The following is a 16,902-nucleotide window of genomic DNA, read 5'->3' as shown; positions in this document are numbered from 1 at the left end:
GCTCAGACAGTACTGTCTGAGTTTTTTATTTTTTATGAAAAAGCCACCAATTCATTTCTCTTGTTAATTTATAGCCTAACTTTTCATACAGGCTAATGGCAGTGTTTCCCTTTGTGGTATGTAAAATAGGATGTTTGTTTGCTTTTAATATTTCTTTAGTAACATGAGTAGTTAGTTGTTTTGCAAAACCTCTACCAGTGTAATCAGGATGTGTAACGACAGCGCTTACTTCAATAAAATCGTTGGTTTGCATTCTTTGTCCGGCTATTGAAACGAGTTTATTATCTTTAAAAACACCGAAGTATTTACCCATTTCAAAAGTTCTTTTTTTAAAATATCCAGGCATAACTAACCAAACTAAATCATATATTTCATTGATGTGTTTAGAAGTAAGTGGTATAATTTCTTCTTTGATTTCTACCTCAATTAGATCTTGTAACACCATTTGACAACCTTCTATTTTTCTATCTAAAGTAACGAAATTGGTATCGTGAATTGGAATTTTATTTTCTGTAACTAAGAAGAAACTATCCGTAAATTTTGCATATTCGTTTAAAGCCTCTGCTGTTTTTGATGTATCAATAAAAGCTCCAAAAGGACAAATTTCAGAATCGTAAAATTGTACGCCATCATATTTAATGGCTATGTTTTTATGAGTTTCATTTAAAGAATACCAAACCGGATTTTTTAGTTTATCATTCATTATGATAAATGTTTTTTAAAGCTGATTTTAAATCAGGAAATATAAAAGAATAAATAGCAGATGTTTTTACAGAAGATACTCTGCTACCTTTTAGTAATATAGAAGACATTTCACCTAAAACCATTTTTAAAATAAATGACGGAGCATTAAGTGGAAATATAGGTTTAGCTATAGTTTTTGATAATTTTTCAGTAAAACTTTTATTCGTTTCATGTTCGGGAGCAATAGCATTATAAACTCCCGTAAAATGAATGTTTTCAACAGCCTTTAAATAAATATTGCATAAATCATCAATATGAATCCATGGCATGTATTGTTTTCCATTACCTAAAGTAGCTAAAAATAAAGGTGTATTTATCTTTGGTAAAGCACCACCTGATTTAGCGAGTACAATACCTGTTCGTAAAATAGTTACAGGAATATTTAGTTGGCTAAATTTATGAGTAGCTTTTTCCCATTCAATGCAAACTTTAGCAATAAAATCATTACCTGAAATATGATCCTCAGAAAATATTTCCTCAGAAGTGAGCGCGCCATAATAGCCAATTCCTGAAGCAGATATGAAACCTTTTAACTCAGTTTTCAGTTCTTTAATTTTGGTAAAAAGCAAATTAGCAGATTTCACACGGCTATTAATAAGTTCTTGTTTTCTTTTGTTAGTCCATTTTTTATTTGCAATACCAGCTCCAGCTAAATGGATAATATGTGTAATATCTTTAAAGGCGTTATCATCAATAAATCCATCAGAAATATTCCAAAGGAACTCATTTTTTTTCTTCGGATTTCTTGAAAGTATAACAACTTCATGGTTTTTAGAAATTAATTTTTTTTGAAGCTCTTTTCCAATTAATCCTGTTCCCCCAGTTATAAGAATTTTACTCATTTTTTAAAATTGGTTTTAGTTTTAAAACAGTATCAGCAAAATGATATATTTCTTTTTCTACCGTTTTATATTCTTCAGTAAAGAAGCTAGAAGCAATAGAATGATTTTTAGCTTCTGGAATTGCTACTTGATATTTGTTTTTATCAGTAGTAGAAATTTGGTTAAACATTTCTTTCATACGTTTAACAGAAACAGTTTTGTCTTGTTTTTCTTCATTTTTGTAGTAGTATGCCATAAATAAAGGTTGTTTTATTTTTTCAAAAACTTCTTGTTTCATTGTAGCTTGTATCAATGATTTTAATTGAATTATTGCTTCAATCCTATACTTGGAATACCAATACTTTTCTGCACCATTAGGAGGTGTCCAACTTTGATAATCGCCTCCCATAATAATTTTTAACAATTGTTTGCCCCAAGGTTTTGTTACTAAGTTAGAGTTGGTATCATAAACATCAATATTTGGTGATGATAAAATTAAAGCTTCAATTTCAGGATTTTCAGAAGCTAAAAATAACCCAGCAGTTGCACCTGTACTTACACAAAATAAAATTACTTTTTCTCCTAGTTGTTTACCTATTGCAATTGCTTTTTTAGCAGATTCTAAATATCCTTCCGCAGTAAATTCTAGCAATGGTTCCTTATCTTTTAAACCGTGTTTAAATAATCTTGGTGCATATAAATTTACTCCATATCGTTTAGCAAAATTGGTATAAATAACTTCTGTTTCGGCAGGACTTGCAGAAAACCCATGTAAATAAACAACAGAGTATTTTGTTTTTTTAGGAATACTATCAGCCCAAATTAATCGAGAATGATTTCCTTCTCGTATATTTGTATTCTTATTTTCTTGTAAAAAGGTATCATCTATTTCTAATAAACTATTTGTGTTTTTAGAAATTTTAGTTGTTAGGTTTGGTTGTTTAGCTTTAGGACCAATAGCATATATAACAAGTAGTAAAATTAAAAGTACTCCTAAATATTTAAGTATTTTTTTTAGCATTTAATTGATTGTTTAATGTTATCTTGATTTTATATTTTTACTACAATATTCAATAATTTCTTTAATACGTTTTAAGCGTGTAGTTTCTCTTTTAGCTTGCAGTAACCAATACAAATAGTTTTTTTTATAACTAGGAGCAAATTTTTTGTAGTTAAGAAAAGCAATTTCATTTTTATCAAATTCTGCTTGTAAATCTACCGGAATTATTAATTTATCAATAACATCTAAAGTATTCCATGAACCGTTTTGTTTTCCAATTTTAATAACTTCTAACCCGCTTTTGTGCATTAAATTATTAGCAATTAAATTTTCAATGTGTTTTTTGTTTACGGCACTCCAAATACTTTTAGGTTTTCGTTTACAAAAATATTGTTTCCGTTTTCCGTTGCCTAAACTTTTTACAGTCGCATCTATCCAGCCAAAACAAAGAGCAACTTTAACTGCTTCTTCCCAGCGCATAGATTCCTCTATATTTTCAACCTTATAAAAGATTAAATATATTCCTTCGGATGAATTATGATTCTCGAATAACCAATCCCGCCATTCTATATCATTTTTAAAATATAATTCAGGTTTCTCTAACACTATCTCATAATTTTTTTAAAGGAAAGTACAAGGCTTTCAGTTCTGTGATTTTTTTCTGATTGAATTATATCAAAAAAACAAATGCCTAATTTACAAAACAAAAAGAGAATGAAACAAAGTTTCATTCTCTTTTAAAATTGAATTGGTATATGGATTACTCGTTGTCTAACTTTTTAGTTAAGCTAAATCCTGTAAATAAACCTAAACCAGCCATTAAGAAAATCATTGCAGGGTAAATTGCTTCTTCTTGCATAGATGTGTAAGTATCGATTACTAACCCTAAGAAAATACCTAAGCCAATACCCATTAATAATAAAGCTAAGTTTAAAACGATGATTCTACCTGTTAATGTTGATTTTTTTCGTTCTCCTTGCATAAATATTTTTGCATCTACACCTTTTTCTATTAACGCTAAACGTTCTTTGTTACGTGTTGAATAGAATAAATAAAAGATTCCGAAAATTACTGCGAATAAGAACATAAATACAATTGCTACTTCCATATTTTAAAATTTAAATGATTATTTTTATTGTGTTTGCAAGTATGACTTTAGTTTTTAAATAAAGGTTACAAAAAAAATGAAAATAAATTTATTTTATAAATAGTGTAACCTTTTTTAATAGCATACAGTCTTAAGATAAAACAACTATTATCAACGATCAACTATACATAAACAAAGTTTTAAAAGGAGACACCAATGCTTTTGCTTTTTTAGTAGATAACTACAAGGCAATGGTTTTTACGTTGGCTTTAAAAATGCTAAAGAGTAGAGAAGAGGCCGAAGAAGTTTGCCAAGATACTTTTATAAAGGCTTATAAAAATTTAAGTAAGTTTAAAGGAGAATCGAAATTTTCTACTTGGCTATATAAAATTGGTTATAGAGCTTGTTTAGATAGTTTAAAAAAGAATAAAGAAAAATACAATACTGATACTATTAACGAAGTAACTATTAATAAAATATCGAGTACCGAGAGTATTTTAGATGGAATAGAACGTAAAGAACGCGCTCTAGTAATTAATAAATGTATGTTAAGTTTGCCTGAAGATGAACGCACCGTTTTATGGATGTTTTATTTTCAGGAATTAAGTTTAAAAGAGATAATTGAAATTACCGATTTTTCTGAAGCAAATGTAAAAGTTAAATTGCACAGGGCTAGAAAAAGGTTGTTAGGTATAGTAAAACAAAATGTAGAACCCGAATTAATTGAACATTATGGGAGAAAATAAACATATTGAAGAATTAGATGCTTTTACTAAAAAGTATATTAAAGAAATAGATATAGAGTCACCATCAGCTGATTTTACAGCTAATTTAATGGAAATTCTTAAGAAAGAAAATGCTAAAATTTATAAACCTACTCCGTTAATTTCTAATAAAATGTGGAGTGTTTTAGTGATGTTTTTAGTTGGTGGTATTTTGTATGTTTCAAAAGGAACTTCAGTTACTTGGATGAAAATGCCAAAGATAGATTTATCTTATATGTCATCAATTGAAATGCCAAATTTGTTTGGAAACATTACAGTATCCAATACAATGTTATATGCTTGTTTCTTTTTTACATTGATGATCTTTTTTCAAGTACATTTTTTAAAAAATCATTTTACGAAAAACTTAAATTAACGAAGAAATCTTACTTCACTTATCTTATTGTTTTTAATGGTGTAAATGGCAACAGCTTTAAAAGTACTACCATTAGCTGTAACTAATTCTTCATCTATAATTGTATTCCCTTTTACAATTCTACTAACAATTTCACAATGTAAGTCAGCTGTGTTTTTAAACATTGGAGTGTATCTTTTTCGCATTTCATCAATACCTTCATAATTTAATTCGTTAGGAAATGTATATATTTTCACATTCTTAGCATAGGGTTTTAAAAATGCATTAATGTCTCTTTTATTATAAGCTTCTAATTGTTGTTGAGCTAAAATTTTTGGAGAGTTTTCTGCTACTAAAGCCAGTTTTGTTCCTTTTTTATTTACAATAATTCTTGAAATATTATTTATGTTTTCATCTTTAAATTGATAAAAATACGTCCAGCTGTTATTTGAAGGTGAAAATTGTATAATATTTTTTTTATTAGAAAGTAACAAGTTTCCATTAGGTAACCAGCACATGTCTTGCATTTTATTTATTTCTGTAATTTTTTTAATTTCTTTGCTAATCGGGTTTAATGACCAAATTTGCCACCCTTTTTGACCTTTTTTTATAAAACTTATTAAATCAGAATTTGGAATTTTATGAATGGATCTTCCTGTTTCTTTTGTAATTGAAGTATTGGTTTTCTTTTTTAAATCACTTATAAAAAGCTCTAAAGTATCATTTACAATCACAGACGATATTAAAGTGTTTTTATCATACCAAAATGGATAAGCAATAACTAAATTTTTAATCAGTGTTTTGCTTTTTTGGGTAACTTCATCGTATTCATAAAAACGCTGTAAGCCATCATCATCTAATCTTACCGCAGAAATAGTATTAGATTCAGGAATTCTTTGAGGTGAATATTCACTTCCGTTTATACTGTTGTTTAAAAAATATTTTTTCTTAGTATTTGTATTATACTTAACAATATCTGTTTGTTTTTTTCTTGTTGATACAAATATTAATGTAGTATCATTATAAAAATGAGGTTGATTGTCATAGCCTAAATTTTTAGAAATATTTTCTCCATTCGTAACTTCCCATTTGTCATTTTTTTGTTCAATATCAAACAAGTAAACTTCAGTATGAATTTGACTTATCATAGTTGATGATATCAATAATAAAAGAATGGTTATTTTTTTCATGGTATTGTTTTTGATTACAAACAAATATACCAAAAAAGAAAACAGTTTAAATTTTATGAATTTAAACTGTTTTTATTATTTAGTTAAAGGTTAAAACTAAGTTTTATTATTCGTCAAAAAAGAAATTATGAATATCAATTATATCTCCTCTACCCATTTGTACAAGATTTTTTGTTTCTTTTAAAAATATACCTAAAGATCTTTCATTATATACTAGCTTTAAATCATTTGAATAGTCAGTCACAACATACATATCTCCTTTTAATTTGTAAAAAGGAATAACTAGTTTACTTTTTACTTTTACACCTTTATTTACAACTTTACCTTCTTTTAATGTTTTTTTAAGTGTTTCTTCATCGTTTTCGCTAGAAGACACTTTTACATACGACACCATCATATTCATCCATTCTTTAGTGTCAATTAAAAACCATTTCACTTTATCAAAATCAATTCCATATTGATTAATCCATCCCTGACTTGTAAAACCAAATAAAACTTGTTTTTTTCCATTGAGTTCAGGTTTATTAGCAGGAGTAAACTCTTGAATTTTATAAGTAATAACAGAGGTAGACGACATGTCTTTTAATTTTTTACCATTAAAAGAAAGCGTTTTTAAAGAAAAACTAGTTAATTCAGGGTTATTTGATAATATCCATTGAGTAGCTGTTAACTCAGCTCTTTCCTCCATTTGTTTAACAGCGGCAATTCCGGCACCAATAGCAACTAATGCACCTGCTGCAGCTATTGCTCCATTATTTTGAGAATTTATATTTTGTGGTAATAAATAAATTAAAGCAGTAAGTAAGATAAAAATTTTTTTCATGTTTTTTTATTTAAAGTTAGTTATGAATATAAAAGGTATTTAATTGTTAGGTCATTTCTAGGTAAGAAAGATAAAGAAATAAACTTATCCAATTCTTGTTCCGTTTTTTACAGGTTTATCTGTGGATAATAAAGTAACTTCTTTATCGTTTCCTAAACCTCCTAATACTAAACATTCACTCATAATATTAGCTATTTGTTTTTTAGGAAAATTAACTACTGCAATAATTTGTTTACCAATTAACTCATCAGTAGTATATAATTTGGTTATTTGTGCCGAGGTTTTTTTTATCCCAAAGTCGCCAAAATCGATTTGCAATTTATACGCAGGATTTTTAACTTCTTTAAAAATATCCGCAGAAAGGATGGTACCAATTCGCATTTCTACTTTTTCAAAATCGCTCCAAGTTAATTTATTCTGTTCCATAATTGATGTTTAGTAAGCGTTGCGCCGCAGTAAACGGAGTTGTTTTTCCTTTTTTTAAATTAAGTACTTCGTTTTTAAGTAATTCTTTAATTTTTGGGTTGTTATAAAAATTACTTTTTAATTGCTGATTGATAGTTTCAAGCAACCAATAATTGTTTTGTTCGTTACGTTTCTGCTGAAAATAACCGTTGTTTTTTACAGTGTTAATATAATTTTGAATCATTAAAAAAATGTCATCCACACCTTTTTGATGCAAAGCACTAGCTAATAAAACTTTCGGTTGCCAACCACTATCTTTTGGCGGATATAAATGCAATGCTCGGTTAAATTCAACTTTAGCAATTTTAGCATTTTTTTCGTTTCCGCTATCTGCTTTGTTAATAACTATAGCATCTGCCATTTCAATAATTCCGCGTTTAATACCTTGTAATTCATCGCCTGCGCCTGCTAATTTCAGTAATAAAAAAAAGTCGGTCATAGAGTGTACAGCAGTTTCAGATTGCCCAACCCCAACGGTTTCAATAATAATGGTATCAAAACCAGCAGCTTCACATAAAATAATCGATTCTCTAGTTTTTTGAGCAACTCCACCCAAAGAAGTTCCTGAAGGAGACGGACGAATAAAGGCATTCTTGTCGGTAACTAATTCTTCCATCCGTGTTTTGTCACCTAAAATACTTCCTTTATTTACAGAACTACTTGGATCTACAGCTAAAACGGCTACTTTTTTACCTAAGGATGTTAAATGTTTTCCTAAAGCCTCAATAAAAGTACTTTTACCAACGCCAGGAACACCAGTAATACCTATTCTAATAGATTTGTTGGCGTGTGGCAAACAAGCTTCAATAATTTCGGTAGCTTGTTTTTGATGCTTGGTATTGGTGCTTTCAACCAAAGTAATAGCTTTGCTTAAAAACGGAATGTTACCCGCCAATATTTGTGTAATATATTCTTGGGTAGTTGTTTTTTTTCTTCGGCTGAATTTTATTTTTTCTGCGGATGATTTACTGGTAGTTTCTGGTTGAGAAACCCCGTCTTTTTCGGTAAGAGCAGATTTTTTTTTATCAATCATTATAAAGTAAAAACTAAATATTAAGTAAATTTAAAAATAAAAAGTAAGCAAACTGCAACGAAGTATAAAAAGTATCGTCTTTAGTATAAGAAATCAATAATGAAATTAACCAAACAGTTACATCAACCTATAATAGATGGTTGTAAAAATAATGATGCAAAGGCACAAATGCAATTGTATGATTTGTATTACAAAGCGATGCTTTTAGTTGCTGTTCGTTTTGTAAATGATACATTTATTGCTGAAGACATAATGCAAGAAGCTTTTATAAAGGCCTTTAAAAATATAAATTCATATACCGAAGAAGTTGCATTTGGTGCTTGGTTAAAACGAATTGTTATAAACCAAAGTATCGATTTTTTAAAGAAGAAAAAGTTGGATTTAGTTTTGATAAATGAAGAAACAAATATACTTATAGATGATGACGATGACTGGAGTGTGTCGAATACAATTACGTACCAAGAAATTGTAAACTGTATTCAAAAATTAAAAGATAAATACAGCGTAGTATTAACCTTGTTTTTGCTAGAAGGATATGATCATAAAGAAATTTCAGAAATATTAGGGATTTCAGAAGTAACCTCAAGAACTCATTTATTAAGAGGTAAAAAGAAAGTGCAAGAACAATTAAAAAATGTACACTATGTCTAAAGATATTAGAGAAGTATTAAAAAATAAGGGCAAAAAAAATGTTGAAATATCAACAAACCACAGGCAGCGTTTTCAAGATAGGTTAATGAAAGAATTACATGAAAAACCATCTGTTAAAAAATCATATCAATGGCTGTATGTTGCAGCTTCAATAGTTTTATTGGTAAGTTTAGGAGTTCGATTTTACCCAACGAATACAATTGAAACACCTATAAAAGAAATACCAGAAGAATATAAAAATAATATAAGTTTAGGTACTATTTCGCCCGAGTTAAAAACGGTTGAGTCATATTATGTAAATACCATAAACTACGAATTAAGTCAGTTAGAATTAACAGACGATACTAAAGAATTTTTTGATGGTTATTTTGCCGAAATAGGCGAGTTAACCAAAGAATATAAAACCTTAACCCGAGAGCTCAATACAAAAGGGATTAATGATAATACTATCAATGCATTGATTGGAAACCTGCAAATGCGTTTACAGCTGTTAAAACGTATGCAAAAACAATTAAAAGAACTTAAAAATCCAACTCAAAATGATATTCAAAATATTTAAAATAGCCGTTTTTTCATTATTAACAACAGGTGTTGTTTTTGCTCAGAAATACGATAAAAAATTTAGTGAAAATTTTACAACCAATAAAGATGTTGTTGTAAAAATAAATGCCTCAAATGCTGATATTGATGTAACTACATGGAACAAAAATCAAGTGTCTATAGAAGCCGTTATTGAAGTAGAAGGGCTTGATAAAAAAGCCGCAGAAAAGTATTTTAAAAACTGGCAATTTGAAGCTTTAGGGAATAAGAATAAAGTACAAATTAATGCAAGCACAAATAATTTTCATTCGTTTGATAATAATAATTTTGTATTTTTTAATTCCTCTAAAAATAACTTACCAAAAGTTTATCAATACGGTACAAACGATAATGTTATTGTAATACCAGAGATTCCTGAAATGCCAGAAATACCAGAAATTGAAATACCAGAAATTAATTTTGAAGAAATTGTTACAGGCTTAGAAAACATTGAATTTGATTTTGATAAATACACGAAAGATGGTAAAAACTACTTTTTTCAATGGAAAGATGGTGTAAATGACATCACCATAAAATCTAAAAAAGAATGGGAAAAATTTAAGAAAACAAAAAAATATAAAAAGTTTAAAGAAACGCAGGAACAAAGACAGAAAAAACTAAAAAAAGAGCTTAAAAAACTTGAAGCGAATCGTGTTAAACATGATAAAGAGCTAAAAAGAGAATTGGCAAGAGCAAGAGCAGAAATAAAAAAAATAAATAGAGAAGAAATAAAACGAGAATTAGCTAACGCAAAAGAAGAAATACACAGTGCTAAAAAAGAAATAAAAAAAGTACATGCTAATTATATGTTTTTTTCTAAAAATGGTGAATTTACAATTGATGGAAAGAAAGTGAAAATAACCAAGAAAATTATTATTAAAGTACCCAAAAATGCAACATTCGATTTAAATACACGTCACTGTAAAGTTAAATTACCAAAAACAAAAGCTTCAGGAAAAGTAAGTTATGGTACTTTTAAAGCTGATAATTTAAGCGAGAGTCACTTAAACCTATCGTTTTCGCCTGTAACCATCAATTCATTAAATAAGAGTACTTTGTTTTTAAATAACGTAACCGATGCTAATTTAGCATCGGTTACCAATACCAAAATAAGTTCAACTTCGTCAGAAGTTGTTCTTGTTAACGTTTATAATGATGTAGAGGTAAATAGTAAATTTGGAGGTTTAAAAATCAATAAAATTCATCCAAATTATCATACTTTTAAAGTTGATTTAAATTCATCAGAAGCTTTGATTAATATAGCTAATATTAATAAAAAATTAGCCTATGTTATAGAAGGTAAAGCTAGAAATTATCCTAATAAACCAGTAATAAAATTTTCGGTTAACGATTCTAAAAAAGAAGTAAATGGTAATTTTAGTATCTCAACAGAAGACAATATGGTGAAAATCATTGGTAAATACAGTCAGTTAGTACTTCAAAAATAATAGATTGTAATAAAAAAATACCTTTTAAAATTTTATTACTTTCCTAATAAATTCCATTTCATTATTCCTTATAAAGTGCCTATCTTTAACATCTGTAAATAGCCACTTTTTCGATGAAATTATATAAAGAAAATCAATTAAAAGTATACAACTCTTTATCAAAAACCAAAGAGCCTTTTAAAACTGTAAACGACGGATATGTAGGAATGTACGTTTGTGCAGCCTACGGTATATAGCAATGCCCATTTAGGAAACGTACGTACATTTATGTTTTTTGATGTGGTGTATCGTTATTTTCTACATTTAGGTTATAAAGTGCGTTATGTGCGTAATATTACTGACGCTGGTCATTTAGAAAATGATGCAGATGAAGGAGAAGATAGAATTTCTAAAAAAGCACGTTTAGAAGAAATCGAACCAATGGAAGTAGTACAAAAGTATACTGTAGACTTTCATGATGTTTTAAAAAACTACAATTTTTTACCACCGAGTATAGAACCTACCGCAACAGGTCATATTGTTGAACAAATTGAAATGATTAAAGAAATCATGGAAAAAGGTTTCGCATATGAAGTTAACGGTTCTGTATATTTTGATGTTTTAAAGTACAACGAAACTGGTAACTACGGAATCCTATCTGGTAGAAAAATAGAAGATGCAATTCACAATACACGAACTTTAGACGGACAATCAGATAAGAAAAACCCACAAGATTTTGCCCTTTGGAAAAAAGCAGATGAGCGCCATATTATGCGTTGGCCTTCTCCTTGGAGTGATGGTTTTCCGGGGTGGCATTTAGAATGTTCAGTAATGAGTACAAAATATTTAGGAGAGCAATTTGATATTCATGGTGGTGGAATGGATTTAAAATTTCCACATCACGAATGTGAAATAGCACAATCTCAAACTTGTAGTGGTGTTACTCCAGTAAATTACTGGATGCATACCAATATGTTGTTGCTAAATAGCCAGAAAATGGCAAAATCAACAGGTAACTTTATTTTACCAAACGAAATTTTATCTGGTGAAAACGAAATTTTACCAAAAGCATTTTCAGCAAGTGTGGTACGTTTTTTTAATATGCAAGCTAATTACAGAAGTATTCTAGATTTTTCTGGCGAAGCTTTAGAAGCATCAGAAAAAGGACATGGCAAGTTAATGGATGCTGTAAATTTCTTAGATAAAATTGAAGCAGGAAATACTTCAACTTTTGATGTTCAGAAATGGAAGCAAGAATGTTATGCAGCCATGAATGATGATTTTAATACACCTGTATTAATTTCTCATTTATTTGAAGCCGTTAAAACTGTAAATCAGATAAAAGAACAAAAAGCAAGTTTAACTTCAAGTGATTTAGAGGAATTAATTGTAACAATAAAAGCTTTTGTTTTTGATGTTTTAGGATTGATGAATGAAATAGCTGATGGAAATAATTCTGATAAATTAAGTGGAGTAGTAGAAATGCTAATTCAAATGAGAAAAGAAGCACGTGAAAACAAAGACTGGGCTTTATCAGATGAAATTCGCGATAGATTATTGGCATTAGGAATTCAGTTAAAAGACGGAAAAGAAGGAACGAGTTTTTCTGTTAATTAATTGAAAAGAATACTCACATACCCGTTTATACTATTGGTGCGGTTTTATCAAACAGCCATTTCACCATTTACACCAGCAACATGCAGGTATTCGCCAACATGCTCTAGTTACACAATTGAAGCATTGCAAAAACATGGTTTGTTTTATGGAGGTTGGTTGGCAACAAAAAGAATATTTAGTTGTCACCCATGGGGTGGAAGCGGTTATGATCCTGTGCCAGAAAAAAAGAAATAGTAATCGTCATTACGAAGAAGAATGACGAAGTACTCTTTTTTTTAAGATTACTTTGTTATGTTCGGAAGGACAAATTAAATAAGAATAAATGAATTTTTTATCTATAGTATGGGATTTAGATCCTGAAATATTAAAAATTGGTAGTTTAGGTATTCGTTGGTACAGTTTAATGTTTGTAGCAGCCTTTGTATTGGGACTTCGTTTAATGAAGAAAATTTATATAAATGACAAGATCCCTGTTGAAAAACTAGATCCTCTATTCATGTATGTGTTTGTAGCAATGCTAGTAGGAATGCGATTAGGAGATGTTTTCTTTTATAGCTGGGATTATTATCAGAATCATTTGTTAGAAATATTTTTACCAATGAAAGAAATGGCAGATGGATCTTGGAAATTCACAGGATTTACTGGTTTTGCAAGTCATGGTGCAGCAATTGGTATTCCTGTAGCTTTATACTTTTATTCAAAAAAACATTTACAAAAACCATGGTTATTTATTTTAGATAGATTAGGAATTATGGTTGCCTTAGCAGGATTTTTTATCCGTTTAGGAAACTTTTTTAACTCAGAGATCTATGGAAAACCAACAGGAAGCAGTTTCGGAGTAATTTTTAAAAGAGCAGGAGAAACGGTTCCTTCACACCCAACACAATTATACGAAGCATTTAGTTATTTAGCATTGTTTTTTGCTTTATGGTATTTTTACTGGAAAACAGATAAAAAGAATCAATCAGGATTTTTATTCGGATTATTTATGGTGGTTTTATGGTCGTTACGTTTCTTTATTGAGTTCTTAAAACAAGCACAAGTTCAAGGAAGAGAAGACTGGGTATTTAACTCATTAAACACCGGACAAGTATTAAGTATTCCGTTAGTACTAATTGGTTTTTGGTTGATGTTCAGAAAAACTAAATAATTAGATTTTAGATACAAAAAAGCTCCAAGTTTTAAACTTGGAGCTTTTTATTTTAATATATATACAATCACTTAAATATAAATTATTTAATAGCTAAAAGATTTCTCAGACCATTTCCAACTATCAAAACGCCAAGATTTAATTTTGGCATAATTATCATTATTTAAGCCACCTCCATTAGAAGCTTTATTACTTGCTACAAAGCCAATATTAACATCTTTTCTTCGTGTTTTACCATTACTCCAGGTGCTAACTACATTAAAGACTTTAACGTATACATATTTTTTTCTTTTATTAACGGCACGAAAAGTAACACCATATTGATGTTGTTTATAATAAAGAGAAACTCCTTTACTTGATTCATGAAATGTGTAACCATCAACGTTCTGAGAGAAAGATATACTAATGGCTCCAAAAATAGTAATTACTAATAATAAAATTCTAGTTTTCATCTTGTATGATTTTATAATTAAATAGAATTTAAATTTATAAATAATTAATAACGAGAGCAATACCTAGAATTAGGTATTTTATAAAGAATTACTTAATATTAAATATTAGAACTTATATGTTTTAATTTAAAGATAAATTTTATCTTATTTATAAAAAATCCCAAAGGTTAATTTGGGATTTTTTATTGCTAGTATTCAATTTTATCATTCTTTTCTGACCATTTTTCAAACGGTTCTAAAGCAATTTCACGTCCGACTTGTTCAAACGGAATACTTCTTTTTTCGTATGGTAACGGAATTTCTTTGTAAATAAATTCATCATCAAAACCTATGTTAGCAGCATCTTGTTGGTTACTTCCGTAATATACTTTATCTGGTCTTGCCCAATAAATTGCACCTAAACACATAGGGCAAGGTTCGCAAGAAGTATAAACGATACAACCATCTAACTGAAAAGAACCTAAGTTTTTACAAGCATCTCTAATTGCAGTAACTTCAGCATGCGCTGTAGGATCGTTTGTTGAGGTAACTTTATTATTACCACGACCAACAATTTCACCGTCTTTTACAACAATACAACCAAATGATTCGCCTTCGTTATTACTCATTCCTTTTAAAGCTGCTTTTACAGCTTCGCTCATATATTCTTCGTGTTTGTTCATCTTCATTTCTTTAATATGATTAGTTATTTTAGCTAAAAAAAAGCTGCAAATAATGCAGCTTTTTAGTGATTACAAAAGTAAGTTTTTATTTTAACCCGCCAGTCATGTTTTCAGGTTTTACCCATTCGTCATATTCAGCTTCAGTAACGTAGCCTAAACGAACAGCTTCTACTTTTAAAGTAGTTCCGTTTGCGTGTGCAGTGTTTGCTATTTCAGCAGCTTTATAATATCCTATTTTAGTATTTAAAGCAGTAACTAACATTAAAGAGTTGTTTACTAACTCAGTAATTCTACTGTGATTTGGTTCAATACCAGCAGCACAGTTAACATCAAAAGATACACAAGCATCTCCAATTAACTGAGCAGATTGTAATACGTTTGCCGCCATCATTGGTTTAAATACGTTTAATTCGTAATGTCCTTGTGTACCACCAATAGTTACCGCAACATCGTTACCCATAACTTGTGCACAAACCATAGTAATAGCTTCTGCTTGTGTAGGATTCACTTTTCCAGGCATAATAGAAGAACCAGGTTCGTTAGCAGGAATAATTAATTCTCCAATTCCACTACGTGACTCTGAAGCCATCATACGAATATCGTTGGCTATTTTATTAATAGAAACCGCTAATTGCTTTAAAGATCCGTGTGTTTCAACAAAGGCATCGTGTGCAGCCAAGGCTTCAAATTTATTTTCAGCAGTAATAAAAGGTAAACCTGTAAATTCAGCAATATATTTTGCCACTAATACGTCGTAACCAGCAGGCGTGTTTAATCCTGTTCCTACAGCAGTTCCACCCAACGCTAATTGCGATAAATGCGCTAAAGAGTTTCTTAAAGCTTTTAAACCAAAGTTTAATTGTGCAACATAACCAGAAAATTCTTGACCTAAGGTTAGGGGAGTAGCATCCATTAAATGCGTACGTCCTATTTTTACAACATCTTTAAAAGCTTCTGATTTTGCTTGTAAAGTATCACGTAATTGCTCAACTCCAGGAATGGTTACTTCTACAATTTTTTGGTAAGCAGCAATGTGCATACCTGTAGGAAAAGTGTCGTTTGATGATTGCGATTTGTTTACATCATCATTTGGTTGAATGGTTTTTTCACCTTCACCAATTACATTTCCAGTAATTTCATGAGCTCTGTTAGCAATAACTTCGTTACAATTCATGTTACTTTGTGTACCCGAACCTGTTTGCCAAATAACTAACGGAAATTGATCATCGTGTTTACCAGCTAAAATTTCATCACAAACTTGAGCTATTAAATCTCTTTTTTCATTTGATAAAACACCTAATTTGGCATTGGTATAGGCAGCAGCTTTTTTAAGATAAGCAAAGCCATATACTACTTCTAAAGGCATAGAGCCAGATGGCTACCAATTTTAAAGTTGTTGCGAGAACGTTCTGTTTGTGCTCCCCAATATTTATCAGCAGGAACTTCAACGTTCCCCATGGTGTCTTTTTCGATTCTGAACTTTGTCATTATAAAATGATTTAAAAGTATATATTTTAACTAAGTTTCAAAATTACAAATTCTTATAGTTTTTAGTGTCGATTTTTATGAGATTTTATTGGTTGAAAAGAAAAATAGTTATAATTTTGCATCACAACAATTATTAATAGGAAACAAATGTTAGATTTTTCAGAATTTTCAGGATTGGTATTATTCATGTTTATTTTTACAACCGGATTTTGGTTGTTAATTTTCTTATTAACATTTGTGGTTCCTTATTGGATCGGTGGTACAATCTTAGAGAACATAAAATTAAAGAGAGAAGCAAAAAGAGCTGCTGAAGGTAAGTAGTTTTTAAAGTAAATATAAAAAAAAGCTCGTTCATTTATTTGAACGAGCTTTTTATTGTGTTTATAATTTTTTTGAAGCTGTTTCCTGCTTTCCGCACTCGCTTTTTTTGAAAAAAATCAAAAAAGAGCTCAAACAATTGCTACAATCAGGGCTAGGCTATTAATTAAGAGTTTACTTTTTTCGATGAACTACTATTATTTAAAAACAATTTTAAAGAACTATTTTTTTTATAAAATGCTAAGTAGTTGCTATATCAGTTGTAGCGCAGTTTAA

19 protein-coding genes and 2 pseudogenes are annotated in these 16,902 nt (G+C 29.4%); 9 read left to right on the top strand and 12 right to left on the bottom strand.

The window, feature by feature from the left end; genetic code table 11:
* Positions 1–25 precede the first annotated feature (25 nt).
* The 5 genes from PG912_RS08405 to PG912_RS08385 all read right to left on the bottom strand — a co-directional run bounded on the left by PG912_RS08405 (position 26) and on the right by PG912_RS08385 (position 3,673).
* On the bottom strand, positions 26–703 hold the full coding sequence (locus PG912_RS08405) for a GNAT family N-acetyltransferase (RefSeq protein ID WP_275687175.1): 678 nt from the start codon (positions 701–703) through the stop codon (positions 26–28).
* A complete protein-coding gene (locus tag PG912_RS08400; protein ID WP_275687174.1) occupies positions 696–1,586 on the bottom strand; it encodes a TIGR01777 family oxidoreductase in 891 nt (296 codons plus the stop codon). The genes PG912_RS08405 and PG912_RS08400 overlap by 8 nt, the downstream gene beginning before the upstream one ends.
* Positions 1,579–2,586 (bottom strand): alpha/beta hydrolase, encoded by a 1,008-nt coding sequence (locus tag PG912_RS08395; protein WP_275687173.1) that lies wholly within the window; start codon positions 2,584–2,586, stop codon positions 1,579–1,581. The genes PG912_RS08400 and PG912_RS08395 overlap by 8 nt, the downstream gene beginning before the upstream one ends.
* 18 nt (positions 2,587–2,604) lie before the next feature.
* Positions 2,605–3,171, bottom strand: a complete 567-nt coding sequence (locus tag PG912_RS08390) for a YdeI/OmpD-associated family protein (protein ID WP_275687172.1) — start codon at positions 3,169–3,171, stop codon at positions 2,605–2,607.
* 154 nt (positions 3,172–3,325) lie between these two features.
* Positions 3,326–3,673 (bottom strand): DUF6249 domain-containing protein, encoded by a 348-nt coding sequence (locus PG912_RS08385; protein ID WP_260585425.1) that lies wholly within the window; start codon positions 3,671–3,673, stop codon positions 3,326–3,328.
* A gap of 146 nt (positions 3,674–3,819) precedes the next feature.
* On the opposite strand from PG912_RS08385, the gene PG912_RS08380 reads away from it, so the two are divergent.
* Entirely contained in the window at positions 3,820–4,398 is a 579-nt protein-coding gene (locus PG912_RS08380; protein WP_260585468.1) for an RNA polymerase sigma factor, read from the top strand.
* Positions 4,385–4,792 carry a hypothetical protein gene (locus PG912_RS08375; protein ID WP_275687171.1) on the top strand — a complete coding sequence of 136 codons (408 nt, stop codon included), beginning with the start codon at positions 4,385–4,387 and terminating at the stop codon, positions 4,790–4,792. The genes PG912_RS08380 and PG912_RS08375 overlap by 14 nt, the downstream gene beginning before the upstream one ends.
* Here the strand turns inward: PG912_RS08375 and PG912_RS08370 are convergent.
* The 4 genes from PG912_RS08370 to meaB all read right to left on the bottom strand — a co-directional run bounded on the left by PG912_RS08370 (position 4,789) and on the right by meaB (position 8,279).
* Entirely contained in the window at positions 4,789–5,961 is a 1,173-nt protein-coding gene (locus PG912_RS08370; protein ID WP_275687170.1) for a nuclear transport factor 2 family protein, read from the bottom strand. The genes PG912_RS08375 and PG912_RS08370 overlap by 4 nt on opposite strands.
* A gap of 106 nt (positions 5,962–6,067) precedes the next feature.
* Positions 6,068–6,784: a hypothetical protein gene (locus PG912_RS08365; RefSeq protein WP_275687169.1), complete on the bottom strand. Its 717-nt coding sequence runs from the start codon at positions 6,782–6,784 to the stop codon at positions 6,068–6,070.
* Positions 6,785–6,868: 84 nt separating this feature from the next.
* Positions 6,869–7,210 (bottom strand): tRNA-binding protein, encoded by a 342-nt coding sequence (locus PG912_RS08360; RefSeq protein WP_275687168.1) that lies wholly within the window; start codon positions 7,208–7,210, stop codon positions 6,869–6,871.
* A complete protein-coding gene (gene meaB / locus PG912_RS08355) occupies positions 7,197–8,279 on the bottom strand; it encodes a methylmalonyl Co-A mutase-associated GTPase MeaB (protein WP_408648415.1) in 1,083 nt (360 codons plus the stop codon). The genes PG912_RS08360 and meaB overlap by 14 nt, the downstream gene beginning before the upstream one ends.
* Before the next feature lie 102 nt (positions 8,280–8,381).
* Here meaB and PG912_RS08350 point away from each other — a divergent pair, with 102 nt between their 5' ends.
* The 6 genes and pseudogenes from PG912_RS08350 (at position 8,382) to lgt (ending at position 13,706) form a co-directional block, all read left to right on the top strand.
* Complete coding sequence (locus PG912_RS08350; RefSeq protein WP_260585431.1) at positions 8,382–8,933, top strand: RNA polymerase sigma factor; 552 nt, start codon at positions 8,382–8,384, stop codon at positions 8,931–8,933.
* Entirely contained in the window at positions 8,926–9,492 is a 567-nt protein-coding gene (locus PG912_RS08345; protein ID WP_275687166.1) for a hypothetical protein, read from the top strand. Before PG912_RS08350 ends, PG912_RS08345 begins: the two co-directional genes overlap by 8 nt.
* Positions 9,473–10,960, top strand: coding sequence for a hypothetical protein (locus PG912_RS08340; RefSeq protein WP_275687165.1), 1,488 nt, complete (start codon positions 9,473–9,475; stop codon positions 10,958–10,960). Before PG912_RS08345 ends, PG912_RS08340 begins: the two co-directional genes overlap by 20 nt.
* Before the next feature lie 113 nt (positions 10,961–11,073).
* Positions 11,074–12,556, top strand: a pseudogene (cysS, locus tag PG912_RS08335) (cysteine--tRNA ligase).
* On the top strand, positions 12,557–12,790 hold the full coding sequence (gene yidD, locus PG912_RS08330) for a membrane protein insertion efficiency factor YidD (protein ID WP_275687164.1): 234 nt from the start codon (positions 12,557–12,559) through the stop codon (positions 12,788–12,790).
* Positions 12,791–12,878: 88 nt separating this feature from the next.
* Complete coding sequence (lgt, locus tag PG912_RS08325) at positions 12,879–13,706, top strand: prolipoprotein diacylglyceryl transferase (protein WP_260585435.1); 828 nt, start codon at positions 12,879–12,881, stop codon at positions 13,704–13,706.
* An 86-nt stretch (positions 13,707–13,792) separates the two neighbouring features.
* Here lgt and PG912_RS08320 read toward each other — a convergent pair whose 3' ends face one another.
* The 3 genes and pseudogenes from PG912_RS08320 to fumC all read right to left on the bottom strand — a co-directional run bounded on the left by PG912_RS08320 (position 13,793) and on the right by fumC (position 16,308).
* The gene (locus tag PG912_RS08320) at positions 13,793–14,158 is read right to left on the bottom strand and encodes a hypothetical protein (RefSeq protein ID WP_260585436.1); all 366 of its coding nucleotides are present in this window, start codon (positions 14,156–14,158) and stop codon (positions 13,793–13,795) included.
* A 188-nt stretch (positions 14,159–14,346) separates the two neighbouring features.
* Positions 14,347–14,820: a nucleoside deaminase gene (locus PG912_RS08315; RefSeq protein ID WP_275687163.1), complete on the bottom strand. Its 474-nt coding sequence runs from the start codon at positions 14,818–14,820 to the stop codon at positions 14,347–14,349.
* Positions 14,821–14,905: 85 nt separating this feature from the next.
* Positions 14,906–16,308 (bottom strand): annotated as a pseudogene (gene fumC / locus PG912_RS08310) (class II fumarate hydratase).
* A gap of 147 nt (positions 16,309–16,455) precedes the next feature.
* Between fumC and PG912_RS08305 the strand changes: the two are divergent.
* Entirely contained in the window at positions 16,456–16,629 is a 174-nt protein-coding gene (locus PG912_RS08305) for a hypothetical protein (protein ID WP_260585439.1), read from the top strand.
* Positions 16,630–16,902: the final 273 nt, after the last annotated feature.

Origin of the sequence: Tenacibaculum retecalamus, from assembly GCF_027941755.1 — a bacterium.
GTDB classification, from domain to species: Bacteria; Bacteroidota; Bacteroidia; order Flavobacteriales; family Flavobacteriaceae; genus Polaribacter; species Polaribacter haliotis_B.
Note: the sequence above shows the minus strand (reverse complement) of the source record. Positions and strands in the feature narration are given on the sequence as shown.